Here is a 13,687-nt window from a genome sequence, read left to right on the forward strand (position 1 = left end):
GAGTCCAGGGGCCGGGACGCAGAAGAGGCCGGACCCAGCGGGTCCGGCCTCTTCGGTGTTGGTGGAGGTGAGGGGACTCGAACCCCTGACCCTCTGCATGCCATGCAGATGCGCTACCAGCTGCGCCACACCCCCAACAGCCGAGAACTTTAGCCGACAGGTGGGGCGAGGTGAAATCGGGGTCCGGGGTCACGTCAGCCAGCGCACCAGGAGCCAGAATCCGAGCACCGCGACGGCCAGCCCGGCCAGCACGGGGATCGCCATCAGGGCCACCGCGCCGGCGACGTAGACCGGTGTCGGCGGCTCCCGCAGGGGCTCTCGCTCGATCTCCCGGATCAGCAGCCGGAGGTTCTTGCGGTTGGCGCGGTGCGCCACGTCGAGGAGGTCACCGAGGCCGGGCACCAGGCCCAGCACGGCGTCGATGATGAGGTTCAGCCCCATCCGCGCCAGCACCACCATCGGCACCCGCGCCCGGATGGCGTCGCGCACGATCACGCTCGACAACGCGCTGCCGAACGCGTCCCCGATGCCGGGGATCAGCCCGATCAGGGCGTCCAGGCCGAGACCGATGTGGGTGCCGGGCACGGTCACGGCGTCGTCCATCACCCGCGCCAGCTGGCGGCTCATGGTGACGTCGACCTCGCGGGCGCGGTCGCTCACGTGGCGGCGCACTGGTTGTACGACGCCAGCTGGAGGTGGCCGAAGCGCGTGTGCTCGCGCAGCCGCAGCCAGCCGCAGTTGTCCATCCCGGCCAGGGTCTCGTCGATCTCGTCCGGCCAGGCGAGCAGCCCGGCGACGCCGACGCGCAGCGCGGCGCCGTGGGTCACCACGATGCCGGTCTCCCCCGCCCCGAGGGCGTCGAGGCAGGCGCGCATGGCGGGCACGATCCGGGCCCGGACGTCGGAGGTCGTCTCGGCCCCCGGCACGGTCAGGGACTCGTCCCCGGCCAGCCAGGCGGCGTACTCGTCGGGGAAGGCGGCCGCGAACTCGTCGAAGGTCATGCCGGTGCGCTTGCCCACGTCGTACTCGCGCAGCGCCGGGACCACCTCGGGGACGAGCCCGGTCGCCCCGGCGAGCGGCGCAGCGGTCTGGCGCGCCCGGGAGAGGTCGCTGCACCAGATCCGGGTCGGGGCGAGCAGGGCGAGCTCGGTCGCCGCGGCCGACGCCTGCGCGTGACCGAGCTCGTCGAGCTCGATGTCGGCGTGCCCCTGCGCCCGACCGGCGTCGTTCCAGGCCGTACGGCCGTGGCGCAGCACCACGAGGGTGCGGCGCAGGCTCACGTCAGGTCGAGCGGGATCACCGGGCAGTCGCTCCAGAGCCGCTCGAGGGCGTAGAACATCCGCTCCTCCTCGTGCTGCACGTGGATCACGATCTCGCCGTAGTCGAGCAGCACCCAGCGACCCTCGCGGTGCCCCTCGCGGCGGATCGGCTTGGCGCCGGCCTCGCGGAGCTTGTCCTCGACCTCGTCGACGATGGCGCCCACGGCGCGTTCGTTGGTGGCGCTCGCGAGCACGAAGGCGTCGGTGATCGCGATCTGCTCGCTGACGTCGAAGGCCAGCACCTGGTCGGCCTTCTTGTCGTGCGCGGCCTGGGCCGCGACGGCGACGAGCTCGAGGGCGTGGTCGGTGGCTGTCATGCAGTGTCCTTGCTGGTGTTCGTGCCCTCGGTGGGGCTGGGAGGTGAGGCGTAGAGGTCGTGCTTCGCGATGTACTGGACCACCCCGTCCGGCACCAGGTACCAGACGGGCTCGCCGCGCCGGTGCCGGTCGCGGCAGTCGGTCGAGGAGATCGCCAGCGCCGGGATCTCCACCATGGTGACCTTGTCGGAGGGGATCTTCTCCAGCGTCTCCGGGTCCATGGTGTAGCCCGGACGCGTGCAACCCACAAACGTCGCGAGGTCGAAGAGCTCCTGGACGTCGCGCCAGGTGAAGATGTCGGCCAGCGCGTCGGCCCCGGTGATGAAGAACAGCTCCGCGTCGGGCATCTCGGCCTTGAGGTCGCGGAGCGTGTCGATCGTGTACGTCGGTCCGTGCCGGTCGATGTCGACGCGGGACACGTTGAAGCGCGGGTTGGCGGCCGTGGCGACCACCGTCATCAGGTAGCGGTGCTCGGCCTCGGTGACGTCGCGGTCGCTCTTCTGCCAGGGGTCGCCCGTCGGCACGAAGACGACCTCGTCGAGGTCGAACCACGCCTGGACCTCCGAGGCAGCCACCAGGTGGCCGTGGTGGATGGGGTCGAAGGTGCCACCCATCACACCGACACGACGCCCGGCGACCGGGGCACTCACAGGGTCGCCGGCCTCAGCTGTGCTCGCGGCCGCCACCGAAGGACACGACTGCCAGCAGCAGCGCCATCAACAGCCCGAGCGCGATCACGCCGATCCAGTAGGGGTGGATCGCGGGCTCGCTGTGCTCGGCGGACTCGGCAGCGAAGAGGGTGATGGTGCTCAGCATGCGCGTCAGCCTACCGGCATCAGCGCACGTGGCCCTCGCCGACCACGACGTACTTGCTGGACGTCATCTCCGGCAGACCCATCGGCCCCCGCGCGTGCAGCTTCTGCGTGGAGATGCCGATCTCGGCACCGAATCCGAACTCGCCGCCGTCGGTGAAGCGGGTGGAGGCGTTGACCACGACCGCAGCCGAGTCGACGGCCGCGACGAAGCGGCGGACGGTGGCCTGGTCCCGCGCCAGGATCGCCTCGGTGTGACCGGACGAGAAGCGGCGGATGTGCGCGATCGCCCCCTCGACGTCGGGCACGACGGCCGCAGAGATCTCCAGCGCCAGGAACTCGGTGCCGTGGTCCTCGTCGGTCGCCGGCACCACGTCGTCGTACTCCGCGAAGGCGCTGTCGCCGTGGATGAGCACACCGGCGGCCTGCAGCGCCTCGACCACGATCGGGAGGAACTCGTCGGCGACGTCCTCGTGCACGAGCAGCGACTCGGCGGCGTTGCAGACGCTGGTGCGCTGGGTCTTGGCGTTGAGCACGATCGCGAGCGCCTGCTCGAGGTCGGCGGACGCGTCGACGTAGACGTGGCAGTTGCCGACCCCGGTCTCGATCACGGGAACCGTCGACTCCTCGACCACGCTGCGGATCAGGCCCGCACCGCCGCGCGGGATCAGCACGTCGACCAGCCCGCGGGCGCGCATCAACGCCCTGACGCTCTCGTGGGTCTCCCCCGGCACCAGCTGCACGACGTCCTCCGGCAGGCCGCTGCCGACCAGTGCGCCGCGCATCGCCTCGACGATCGCGGCGTTGCTGGAGCGCGCGCTCGACGAGCCGCGCAGGAGGACCGCGTTGCCGGCCTTGAGGCAGATGCCGGCGGCGTCGGCGGTCACGTTGGGGCGAGCCTCGTAGATCATCGCGACCACCCCGAACGGCACCCGCACCTGGCGCAGCTCGAGACCATTGGCGAGCGTGCTGCCGCGCAGCACCTCGCCCACCGGGTCCGGCAGGCCGGCGACGTCACGCAGCCCCTGTGCCATCGCCTCGAGCCGGCCGTCGTCGAGACGGAGGCGGTCGACGATGTTGGCCGCGGTGCCGGCGGCCTCGGCCCGGGCGACGTCCTCCGCGTTGGCCGCGAGGACCACGGACGACGAGGCGAGGAGCGCGTCGGCCATCGCGTGCAGCGCGGCGTCCTTGGTGGTCCGGGTCGCCGTCGCGAGCGCGTGGCTCGCGGTCCTGGCCCGTCCGGCGACCTCGCGGACGGCTTCCTCCTCGGCAGTGCCCATGCAGGCGAGCGTAGGCCGATCCGGCCTACGCTGGATCCATGTCTCGCATCACGGGGGTGATCGTCGCACTGGCGACGACAGCAGCGGTCCTGACCGGCTCGACCGGAGGTCACGCACTGCCCGCAGCGGCTCCCCCGACGGCCGAGATGCCGCGCGACATCCCCGGTGGCGTCGAGCTCACGCTCGCCGACGGCGACCTGCTGCGCCTGTGGGCGGCAGAGAACCATCGCGCCGTCTTCTCCCGACGCCTCGACGCAGCCACCGGCGTCTGGGGGCCGCGGCTCGAGGTCGTACGCAGGAAGAACCTCTCCTGCGGCGGGGTCGACGCGCGTACGTCGAACGGCGCCGTGGCCGCCATCGCGTTCTGCGACCGCTACGGCTACTCCGAGGACACCGCACCCGTCTCGTCGCGGGCCCTGTGGTCTCCGGACGGCGTCACCTGGTCGTCGTACACGCTCGAGGGCGAGGCCTACGAGGAGCCCGGCATCTCCCCCGACGGCCAGAACGCCGTGTGGCCGCTGCACAGCCGCTACACCGCCCGGACCGCCGGCGGCTTCACCGAGCACGACCTCGACACCGACGGCCAGGAGTACACCGTCACGGCGACCATCGACGACGACGCCCGGGTGTCGTACCTCTACTTCGCGCAGCTCGGCCGTCGGTGCCGGCTGGTCGTGCAGACACGGACCGGTGACGCCACGCCGGCCCGGCAGGAGCTGCAGGTCGCCGGCGGGTGCTCGGACGTCGCGCTCGCCAACGTGGACAGCGACACCGTCTGGTACGGCGACCCGTCCTCCCCCGCGCAGCGTGCCGTCGTCTCCCGGGCCGACGCGTCCTCACCATGGGGGCTGACAGCGATCGCGCCAGCGACCGCTCCGGGGCTCTACCAGACCTGGCGGGCGCTCGACCGCACCTTCTTCACCGCACCAGGACTGCCCCTGTTCGCCCTCGGCTCCACCGACAGGCGCTCCGTGATGGCCCAGTCCTACGACCCCTCGACACAGACCTGGGCCACGCCCGTCACCGTCCTCCGCACCCGCGAGCGCTGCTACTGGGACGACACCTGGACCGCCGAGTCGCTCGGTGTGCTGGTGGCCGACCTCAGGTGCGGTGACCACGGTCGACGGGTCACCCTCACCACGAACGACGGGAGCACCTGGCAGGTCGTCCGGGGAAGCCGGAATCCCCGCGGCCTCTCCGCCGACGGGCAGTACGTGGCCATCCCCGCTCGCAGCACGACCTACATCATCTCGCGCGAGCTGGGCGTCCTCGCCCTTCCCGGCGGCGTCGCCGACCGATGCGACATGGTCGTGCCCGACGGTCCGGCCGGTGCGGTGCGACTGACGTCGGCAGGGCGGAGCCGGGGCTGGCCGACGGTGCTCCAGCACTCGTCAGGTCAGGGATGGACCCGCCTGGGCCGGACCTCGCTGCCGACACCGCCCCGCGACTGCCGCTTCGCTCAGACGTCATGGGTCCAGCAGGACGCCTTCGACGTCTTTGGCCGTCGGGACCAGGGCTACACGGTGCGGATCGTCGAGCGTGCCGGCGAGTGGACGACCCGGCACGAGCGCTGGTGACGCGCCGACGGCCCGGCAGCAGGGCTGCCGGGCCGTCGTGCGTACGGGGGGCTGGGGTCAGCCCTTGCGCTCCTTGACCTTCTCGGTCGCGGCGGGCAGCACGGTGTGGAGGTCGCCCACGACGCCGAAGTCGACGAGCTCGAAGATCGGGGCCTCGGGGTCCTTGTTGACCGCGACGATCGTCTTCGACGTCTGCATGCCGGCGCGGTGCTGGATCGCACCGGAGATGCCGTTGGCGACGTAGAGCTGCGGCGAGACCGTCTTGCCGGTCTGGCCGACCTGGAACGCGTGCGGCATCCAGCCCGAGTCGACCGCGGCACGCGAGGCACCCACGGCGGCACCGATCGAGTCGGCGAAGCCCTCGACGGGCTCGAAGTTGCCGCCGGTGCCACGACCGCCGGAGACCACGATCGCGGCCTCGGTCAGCTCGGGGCGACCAGTCGACTGACGCGGCTGGGTGGCCACGATCTGTGCGGTCTTGGCGACGTCGGAGATGGTCGCGGCGAACGCCTCGACCGTGCCGGCTCCCTCGGACTCCTCAGGGGCGGCCGAGTTGGGCTTGACCGTGATGATCGGCGTGCCCTGGGTGACCTTGGCCTGGACTGTGTAGTTGCCGGCGAAGACCGACTGGGTGGTCACACCACCCTCCTGCACGTCGACGGCGTCGGTGATCAGGCCCGAGCCCAGCTTGATCGCCAGGCGACCGGCGACCTCCTTGTTCTCGAACGACGACGGGAGCAGGATCGCCGCCGGGCTGCTCTTCTCGGCGAGCTGCTGCAGGGCCTCGGCCTTGGGTGCCACGAGGAATCCCTTGATCTGCGCGTCGTCGATCACGTAGACCTTGGCCGCGCCGTACTTCTTGACCTTCTCGGCCACCGCGTCGCCCTGCTCGGGCGAGCCGAAGAACACGGCCGACGGCTCGCCGATGCGCTTCGCGATCGTCAGCAGCTCATAGGTGGGCTTCTTGACCTCGCCGTCGACGTGGTCGATGACTACCAGGACTTCAGACATGTGCTCGCTCCTCTTTCCCGGTGCTCAGATGAACTTCTTGGACGCGAGGAAGTCGACCAGCGCGCCGGCGCCCGAGCCGTCCTCGTCGGTGACGATCTCGCCGGCGGTGCGCGGCGGACGCTCGGTGGTGTCCTCAACCTGCGACCACGCGACGGCCAGGCCGACCTCGCCGGAGTCGACGCCCAGGTCGGCCAGCGAGTAGGTTTCCAGCGGCTTCTTCTTCGCCGCCATGATGCCCTTGAACGACGGGTAGCGGGCCTCGCCCGACTGGTCGGTCACGCTCAGCACGATCGGGAGCGTCGCGCCGATGACCTCGGTCGAGCCCTCGTTGTCGCGCTTGATCCGGACCTGGTCGCCCTGCGACTCGATCACCGACGCCAACGTCACCTGCGGCATGCCGAGGCGCTCGGCCAGCATCGCGGGGACCACGGAGCCGGACGCGTCGGTCGACGCCATCCCGCAGATCACCAGGTCCACCCCGGCATCGGCCTTGATCTTCTCGATCGCCTTCGCCAGCACCAGCGAGGTCGCGATGTAGTCGGAGCCCGCGATGGCGTCGTCAAGGACGTGGACGCCGGAGTCGGCGCCCATCTGCAGCGACTTGCGCACTGCGTCGACGGCCTTCTCGGGACCCACGGTCAGCGCGGTGACCGTGATCTCCTCGCCCTCGCGCTTCTCACGGAACTGCAGGGCCTGCTCGACGGCGTACTCGTCGAGCTCGGACAACAGGCCGTCGACGCCGACGCGGTCGACGGTGAAGTCGTCCTCGAACTTGCGATCGGCCGTGGCGTCCGGCACGTACTTCACACAGACAACAATGTTCATGGTGGTGTGGCCTCGCGGCCCCTCCTGTGCAGTCGGATGTGCTGGTGAGGCTACAAGTCCCTCACGCGACAAGGAATGGCGATCGGGGTGGGGTCGCTCACAGTGACACTGTCACGGTCGTGCGGCACGCTCAGCGGCGCCGGACGTAGAACGTCCCGGAGCTGGTCTCCCGCAGGTGCTGGGAGTCACCGACGTACGTCACCGCCAGCCGGTAGTGGCCCTGGTCGAGGCGTCCGAGCGCGGCCAGGGCGCCCCCCGTGGTGCTCAGGCGGGTGACCACGCGCGTGCTGTCGCGGGTGCCGATCCGGCGCACGACGACCTTCACCCGACCGGTCGGCCGCGTGCCGTACTCGCCGGACGCACTCACCTGCACCGAGGTCGGGATCCGCGCACCCCGGCCGATCACCCGCACCTGGAGCCGGGTCCGGACCTGCGAGACCACCCAGCGTTGAATGGGCGAGGCGCTCCCCTGGTCGCTCGCGGGGAACGGGACGTACGTCGCCGAGATCGAGTGCTCGCCGACCGTGGCCCTGGGCAGGACCAGCGTGGCGGTCCCGTTGGCACCGAGGTTGACCTTCCTGGCCAGCCCGTCGACGGAGAAGACGACGTCGCCCTCGGCGGCCCCGGAGCTCGCGGCCACCGTCGCCGTCGCGGTCACGCTCTGGCCGTAGGCGGACTCGGGCGCGCTGAGCGCGACGGTCGTGGTCGAGGAACCTGCGAGCGCGACGGCAGGCACCATCGCGGCGGCAAGGACGGTCAGCGGTGCGAGCATCGGATCAGGGCTTCACGATCCGGTCGAGGACCCGGCCCACGACCAGCCATGCGATCGCGCCGAGACCCCAGTTGAACAGGGCGTTCTTGACCTCGGCCCCCTGGCCGCGGAACTGCTTGATGCCGTCCTGGCGGGAGAAGACACCCAGGTCGACGAAGTCGGCGCCACGCAGGACGAAGTCGACGAGGTCGTTCTTCTGGTTGGCGTCCAGGGCGATGAGCAGCGCGCCCACCGCCAGCAGCAGTGCGGCGAAGGCGCACACCAACCACAGGAGCTGAGCCACCCTCACCCGGATCTTCGTTGCCACTGGTCTTGTCTCCTTCAGTCACGTGATCAGTTGTCGCTGCGGCCGGGTCACCGTCCCACGAATGTGGCCTTGCCCGGTCCGTTCTCAACGAACGAGGTGATGCCGCGGGTACGGTCCTCGGTGGCAAAGACTCCGGCGAACTGCTGGCGCTCGATCTCCAGACCGGTGTCGAGGTCGACCTCGCTGCCCCGGTCGATGCACTCCTTGGCGGCCCGGATGGCGAGCGCGGCAGCGTTGCTGAACTGCGAGGCGTAGGCCACGGCCTCCTCGAGCACCTTCTCGGCGGGGACGACCCGGTCCACCATCCCGATCCGCAGCGCTTCGTCGGCCTTGACGAAGCGACCGGTGAAGATGATGTCCTTGGCCTTCGCCGTGCCCACCAGGCGGGTCAGGCGCTGGGTGCCGCCGGCGCCGGGGATGATGCCGAGGAGCACCTCGGGCTGGCCGAAGACCGCGTCCTCGGCGGCGAAGCGCAGGTCGGCGCAGAGCGCCAGCTCGCAGCCCCCGCCCAGGGCGTACCCGTTGACCGCGGCGATCACCGGCTTGGGGATCCGGGCGATCGCCGTGGTCGCGGAGCTGACGGAGGTGGAGACCTTCACCATGTCGGAGTAGGTGAGGTCGGCCATCTCCCTGACGTCGTTGCCGGCGGCGAAGACGCGCTCGCCGCCCCACAGCACCACGGCCCGTACGTCGTCGCGCTCGCCGAGCTCCGCGGCCGCCTCCCGGAGGTCGGCCTGGACCTGGATGCTGATCGCATTCATCCTGGGCCGGTCGAGCCGCAGGACCGCGACCCCGTCGGTCACGTCGATCGAGACGAACTCCATGGTGGCTCCTCATCGGTGTGGGTGCGTGTCGTGGGCGCATTCTGCCGTGACCCCGGATCTCCACCACAATGGCTCCCGTGACCCCCGGAACCTGGCACCACGACGGCGAGACGATGACGGTCTGGCCGGGGCGCAACTACCCCCTCGGAGCGACCTGGCACAAGGACGCCACGAACTTCGCCGTCTACGCGCCCAGCGCCGAGGAGGTGTGGGTCTGCCTCTTCGACGACGACGACGTCGAGGTGCGCCACCAGCTCACCGAGCACTCGCTGGGCGTCTGGCACGGCGCGCTGCCCGACGTGTCACCCGGCACCCGCTACGGCTACCGCGCCCACGGCCCCTGGGACCCTGCCGCCGGCATGCGCTTCAACGCCGAGAAGCTGCTGCTCGACCCCTACGGCAAGGCGGTCTCCGGCTCGCTCGTGGTCGACGACGCGATCTTCGGCTACGCCGTGGGCGAGCCCGAGAAGGCGAGCGACCTCGACTCCGCGCCCTACGTCCCGCGCAGCGTCGTGGTCTACGACGACTTCCAGTGGGGAGCGGACACCTCGCCGCGCCGCCGGTGGCGCGACACGGTCATCTACGAGATGCACGTCAAGGGCATGACCCAGCTGCACGACCGGGTGCCCGAGGAGCTGCGCGGGACGTACGCCGGCCTCGCCACGCCTGCCGTCATCGACTACCTGCGCGACCTCGGCATCACCGCCGTGGAGCTGCTGCCGATCCACCAGTTCTTCTCCGAGCCCGCCCTCGCCGAGCGCGACCTGGTGAACTACTGGGGCTACAACTCGCTGGGCTTCTTCGCCCCGCACAACGCCTACAGCGCCTCCGGCGACCGCGGCCAGCAGGTCACCGAGTTCAAGCAGATGGTCAAGGCGTTCCACGAGGCCGGCCTCGAGGTCATCCTCGACGTCGTCTACAACCACACCGCCGAGGCCGGACCACTGGGCCCGACGCTGAGCTTCCGCGGCCTCGACGACCGCGGCTACTACCAGCGCGTGGTCCACCCGCCCGTCAAGAAGCCCGACGACATCCCGATGGCCGACACCTACTGGGACGTCAGCGGGTGCGGCAACACCGTCGACGCGACGCACACCCAGAGCCTGCGGATGATCCTGGACTCGCTGCGCTACTGGGTCACCGAGATGCACGTCGACGGCTTCCGGTTCGACCTGATGAGCGCCCTCACCCGCACCGACCAGGTCGTCGACATGGGCAGCCACCTCCTCACCGCGATCGGGCAGGACCCGGTGCTGCGGCACGTCAAGCTCGTCGCCGAGCCGTGGGACGCCTCGATGGACGGCTACAAGGTGGGCCAGTTCCCGCCGCCGTGGGTCGAGTGGAACGACCAGTTCCGCGACACCGTCCGCGACTTCTGGCGCGGCCACTCGCAGGGCGTACGCACGGTCGCCACACGGCTCGCGGGCTCGAGCGACCTCTACGCCGACGACGGCCGCTCCCCCTATGCGTCGGTCAACTTCGTCACCGCGCACGACGGCTTCACCCTGCGCGACCTCGTGTCCTACAACGGCAAGCACAACGAGGCCAACGGTGAGGACAACCGCGACGGCACCGACAACAACCGGTCCTGGAACTGCGGGGTCGAGGGTGAGACCGACGACGCCGAGGTCGTCGCGATGCGGCGTCGCCAGGCCGCCAACCTGATGGCGACGCTGTGCTTCTCCAGCGGTGTGCCGATGCTGACCGCCGGTGACGAGCGCGGGCGCACCCAGGGCGGCAACAACAACGCCTACGGCCAGGACAACGAGATCTCCTGGATCGACTGGCGGCCCGAGGATGCCTGGCTCGACGTCTACGACATCACCAAGACCGCCCTCCGGCTGCGTCGCGAGCACCCCGTGCTGCGCCAGCGGCACTGGTTCGAGGGGCGACCGACCATCAGGGGCGGCATCAAGGACCTGGTGTGGATCCACCCCGACGGCCGCGAGATGGAGACCGCCGACTGGAACGACGACGACCGCCGGACCGTCGGGATGTTCCTCAACGGCGCCCCGCTGCGCTATCCCGGACCGCGTGGTGAGCAGATCCGCGACAAGTCCTTCATGATCTGGCTCAACGCCGGCAGCGACGACGTCACGCTGACGTTCCCCGAGAACCAGTGGGTCCACCACGGCGAGGTGGCGCTCTCGACCAACGCCGAGATCGCCATCGGCACGCCGGTGGTGGCCGGCAGCTCGATGGAGCTGCAGGCCCACTCGGTGCTGGTGCTGCGGCAGACCTAGACCTGCTCGGCTCAGGCCGGTTCGGCCACCCACTGCGCCGGGTCACCGGCGTCGAGGTCGGTGATCCCCAGGGTCTCGTAGGCACCCAGCACCACGAGCCGTCGTACGGCCGCAAAGGTCAGCACGTGCGCGATCATCCCGCCGTAGGTGAAGACGCGCGGCGGGTCGCAGGTGACGTCGAGGAAGGTGTCGTCGAGGCGGCCCTCCTCGACCGTCGTACGCACCTGGGCGAGGAAGGCCGGCCCCTCCTCGGCCAGCTCGCGACGCAGCGTACTGATCGACTTCCCGCGCTCCTGGTCCCAGTCGTAGGGACGCTGGGACGCGGCGGCGTTCCACTGGGCAAGCTGCCCGACCAGCCGGCCGAGCACCGACCGGATGCTCATGTCGTCGTCGATGGTGCCGATCGGCACCTCGATCGGGGCGTCGAGCTGCTCGTCGTCGAGTCGCTCGGCCCGCTCGAGCATCTCGCCGGTCAGCCACACGTGGTGCTCGATCATCCGTGTCATGAGGTCCATCGGGGTCACCTGTCGTCGGGTCGGCAGCCGCAGGCTGCCGGGTGGGTGGAAGTGCACGCCGCTCGGCCCCTCGATCCGGGTGCGGGTCGGGTGCTGACGCCAGCGGCTCGGAGGCGCGCCGTACTCCCGGGCGAACGCCCTGGTGAAGGCCTCGTGCGAGCCGAACCCGGCCTCGAACGCGACGTCCACCACCGGCTGGTCACCGGTCGCGAGGCGGTAGGCCGCCCGCTCGAGCAGCAGGCGGCGGCGCATCCGCTCCGGCGGCTCGCCCCCGGTCGCCGACACCACCCGGTCGAGGTGGAAGCGGGACAGGTGGAGGCATCTGGCGCGCTCCTCGCTGCCCAGCTCGAGCGTCCCGGAGAGGGCGTCGAGGAAGGCAGCGAAGGTGTCGGCCGCTGTCGTCATGCCCACCACCTTGCCCGCGCTCCGGGTGTCGCGCTTGATCGCACTTGCGCAGTCTGCCCGACGTGACGACGCCCCGGCTGACCTGCGACAATGGCCCCATGGCCAGCAGCGTTCCGTCCCGTCGTCAGGAGAAGGGCCGCGGCCACCTCCTCGACATGAACGCGCCCCGTCGGGTCGTCCAGGACCCGGAGAAGGACGCCCGTGACCTCGCCCGGGTGCAGAAGTGGGTCATGTCCGTGCTCGCGGTGACCACGATCTGCCACCTCGTCGTCGGCCTGGTCGTCGCCGCGGTGCTGCTCGACGACGCGCCCGACAGCTCGAGGATCGGCCTCAACGTCATCGCCGGCGTCTTCGGCGCGATCGCGGTCGCGACCGGCCTCGCCATCCACGGCAGGCGGATCCCGTCTCCCTGGTTGCTGCTGGGAGTCGTCCCGACCGCCATCGGGCTCTGGCTGACCTTCGGCTGAGGTTCCTCAGAGCTGCAGCACCGACGCCGCGACGACGTAGGCCGCCTGCACCCCCGCCGGGTCGTGCACGTCCTGGTCCGAGACCGCGTCCGGGAGCGCGCGTACGGCCTCCGTGGGATCGGGCGCTACCAGCGCCCGGCTGAGACCGGCCACCACGACTGCGAGGTCGTGCTCGTCGAGATCATCCAGCGCGAGGCTGTTGTGGAGCATGGTGGCCGCCTCCTCCATCAGCTCCCGGGCGACGTCCTGGTCGACGTCGTCGCGCTGCTGCGCCGCCTCGTCGGCGGCGGCGAGGAAGGGCTCGAGGATGGTGGGCGGGACGGTGACCATGTCGTGATCCGTCTCAGCGCAGCACGATCGGCGCGGGGAACCGGGCGCGGTCCTGTGACCACGGACGGGCCGCGTCGGAGCGGAAGTAGCCCGTGAGGCTGAGGACCTTGACGAGCACCTCGCCCTCCGGCAAGCACCGGAGCGGGACGTCGAGCACGATCTCGTCGGTGCGGTGGCGGACCCGCGCCCGCAGCGGGTCGCAGACCTCGTAGCTCGTCCCGCTGCCGTCGGTGAAGTAGTTGGCGTAGGCGAGGTCCCGCCGTTGCGCGCTCATGCCGATGTCCCCGCTCCAGGTCTCCGACGACCCGGCCGGCGGCACCAGACGCAGGAACACCATCTGGTCGAAGGCGCGCGTGCGGAGCACCGTGCGCAGGCGCACGGTGAAGCGAGCTGCGTCCGCGATGGGCTCCACGTCGACGCGCCTCAGGTCGATGGACGTGCGCTGCGCACGAGGGAGACCCGTCGCCCTGCGAGCGATGCGCACGTCACCCGCTCGGTCGGTCACGCTCACCGCATCCGGCGCCACGGCCCCCGAAGTTGGTGGGGCCGCTGCCACCACTGATCCCAGCAGGGCGAGCGCAACGACGTGCGAACGGATCTTCATGGGCCGACAGTAGGGCGTCCGGCGCACTACGTCTCGCGAGTTTGGGGGAGATCCACGCCGGCCCTCGGGCACCCCGTTG

General features: G+C 70.7%; 17 protein-coding genes and 1 tRNA gene. 3 read left to right on the top strand and 15 right to left on the bottom strand.

Translation table 11 applies throughout. From position 1 onward, the window contains the following. Positions 1-59: 59 nt before the first annotated feature. From BM127_RS08280 to BM127_RS08305, 7 genes are all read right to left on the bottom strand, one after another. A tRNA-Ala gene (locus tag BM127_RS08280) sits at positions 60-135 on the bottom strand. Positions 136-189: 54 nt separating this feature from the next. Continuing rightward, on the bottom strand, positions 190-660 hold the full coding sequence (locus tag BM127_RS08285) for a DUF4112 domain-containing protein (RefSeq protein WP_198554264.1): 471 nt from the start codon (positions 658-660) through the stop codon (positions 190-192). Next, positions 657-1,280 carry a histidine phosphatase family protein gene (locus tag BM127_RS08290; protein WP_157829549.1) on the bottom strand — a complete coding sequence of 208 codons (624 nt, stop codon included), beginning with the start codon at positions 1,278-1,280 and terminating at the stop codon, positions 657-659. Before BM127_RS08290 ends, BM127_RS08285 begins: the two co-directional genes overlap by 4 nt. After that, a complete protein-coding gene (gene rsfS / locus BM127_RS08295; protein ID WP_091197227.1) occupies positions 1,277-1,636 on the bottom strand; it encodes a ribosome silencing factor in 360 nt (119 codons plus the stop codon). Before rsfS ends, BM127_RS08290 begins: the two co-directional genes overlap by 4 nt. After that, entirely contained in the window at positions 1,633-2,286 is a 654-nt protein-coding gene (gene nadD / locus BM127_RS08300; RefSeq protein WP_269800884.1) for a nicotinate-nucleotide adenylyltransferase, read from the bottom strand. The genes rsfS and nadD overlap by 4 nt, the downstream gene beginning before the upstream one ends. A 13-nt stretch (positions 2,287-2,299) precedes the next feature. Then, entirely contained in the window at positions 2,300-2,452 is a 153-nt protein-coding gene (locus BM127_RS22205; protein WP_175507357.1) for a hypothetical protein, read from the bottom strand. Between the two features lie 19 nt (positions 2,453-2,471). Continuing rightward, positions 2,472-3,728, bottom strand: a complete 1,257-nt coding sequence (locus BM127_RS08305; protein WP_091197232.1) for a glutamate-5-semialdehyde dehydrogenase — start codon at positions 3,726-3,728, stop codon at positions 2,472-2,474. 38 nt (positions 3,729-3,766) lie between these two features. On the opposite strand from BM127_RS08305, the gene BM127_RS08310 reads away from it, so the two are divergent. Next, positions 3,767-5,305 (top strand): hypothetical protein, encoded by a 1,539-nt coding sequence (locus BM127_RS08310; RefSeq protein WP_101228842.1) that lies wholly within the window; start codon positions 3,767-3,769, stop codon positions 5,303-5,305. A gap of 57 nt (positions 5,306-5,362) precedes the next feature. Here the strand turns inward: BM127_RS08310 and BM127_RS08315 are convergent, their stop codons facing one another. From BM127_RS08315 to BM127_RS08335, 5 genes are all read right to left on the bottom strand, one after another. Continuing rightward, positions 5,363-6,316, bottom strand: a complete 954-nt coding sequence (locus tag BM127_RS08315; RefSeq protein ID WP_091197236.1) for an electron transfer flavoprotein subunit alpha/FixB family protein — start codon at positions 6,314-6,316, stop codon at positions 5,363-5,365. A gap of 24 nt (positions 6,317-6,340) precedes the next feature. Continuing rightward, positions 6,341-7,123 (bottom strand): electron transfer flavoprotein subunit beta/FixA family protein, encoded by a 783-nt coding sequence (locus BM127_RS08320; RefSeq protein ID WP_231263331.1) that lies wholly within the window; start codon positions 7,121-7,123, stop codon positions 6,341-6,343. A gap of 148 nt (positions 7,124-7,271) precedes the next feature. Beyond that, on the bottom strand, positions 7,272-7,913 hold the full coding sequence (locus BM127_RS08325) for an Ig-like domain-containing protein (RefSeq protein WP_091197240.1): 642 nt from the start codon (positions 7,911-7,913) through the stop codon (positions 7,272-7,274). Between the two features lie 4 nt (positions 7,914-7,917). Next, entirely contained in the window at positions 7,918-8,196 is a 279-nt protein-coding gene (locus tag BM127_RS08330) for a hypothetical protein (RefSeq protein ID WP_231263332.1), read from the bottom strand. Between the two features lie 71 nt (positions 8,197-8,267). Continuing rightward, positions 8,268-9,044 (bottom strand): enoyl-CoA hydratase/isomerase family protein, encoded by a 777-nt coding sequence (locus tag BM127_RS08335; RefSeq protein ID WP_091197248.1) that lies wholly within the window; start codon positions 9,042-9,044, stop codon positions 8,268-8,270. Between the two features lie 68 nt (positions 9,045-9,112). Here BM127_RS08335 and glgX point away from each other — a divergent pair, with 68 nt between their 5' ends. Then, the gene (gene glgX, locus BM127_RS08340; protein WP_091197250.1) at positions 9,113-11,287 is read left to right on the top strand and encodes a glycogen debranching protein GlgX; all 2,175 of its coding nucleotides are present in this window, start codon (positions 9,113-9,115) and stop codon (positions 11,285-11,287) included. Between the two features lie 11 nt (positions 11,288-11,298). On the opposite strand, the gene BM127_RS08345 is transcribed toward glgX, so the two are convergent. Next, a complete protein-coding gene (locus BM127_RS08345) occupies positions 11,299-12,207 on the bottom strand; it encodes a helix-turn-helix transcriptional regulator (RefSeq protein WP_091197253.1) in 909 nt (302 codons plus the stop codon). Between the two features lie 98 nt (positions 12,208-12,305). On the opposite strand from BM127_RS08345, the gene BM127_RS08350 reads away from it, so the two are divergent. Continuing rightward, complete coding sequence (locus BM127_RS08350; protein ID WP_091197255.1) at positions 12,306-12,674, top strand: hypothetical protein; 369 nt, start codon at positions 12,306-12,308, stop codon at positions 12,672-12,674. A 6-nt stretch (positions 12,675-12,680) separates the two neighbouring features. Here BM127_RS08350 and BM127_RS22210 read toward each other — a convergent pair whose 3' ends face one another. Together BM127_RS22210 and BM127_RS08360 are read right to left on the bottom strand one after the other, a co-directional pair. Beyond that, positions 12,681-13,004: a hypothetical protein gene (locus BM127_RS22210; protein WP_091197258.1), complete on the bottom strand. Its 324-nt coding sequence runs from the start codon at positions 13,002-13,004 to the stop codon at positions 12,681-12,683. Between the two features lie 13 nt (positions 13,005-13,017). Further along, on the bottom strand, positions 13,018-13,608 hold the full coding sequence (locus BM127_RS08360) for a hypothetical protein (RefSeq protein WP_139227692.1): 591 nt from the start codon (positions 13,606-13,608) through the stop codon (positions 13,018-13,020). Positions 13,609-13,687: the final 79 nt, after the last annotated feature.

This window comes from Nocardioides alpinus (assembly GCF_900112035.1).
In the GTDB taxonomy this organism is placed as follows: Bacteria; Actinomycetota; Actinomycetes; order Propionibacteriales; family Nocardioidaceae; genus Nocardioides; species Nocardioides alpinus.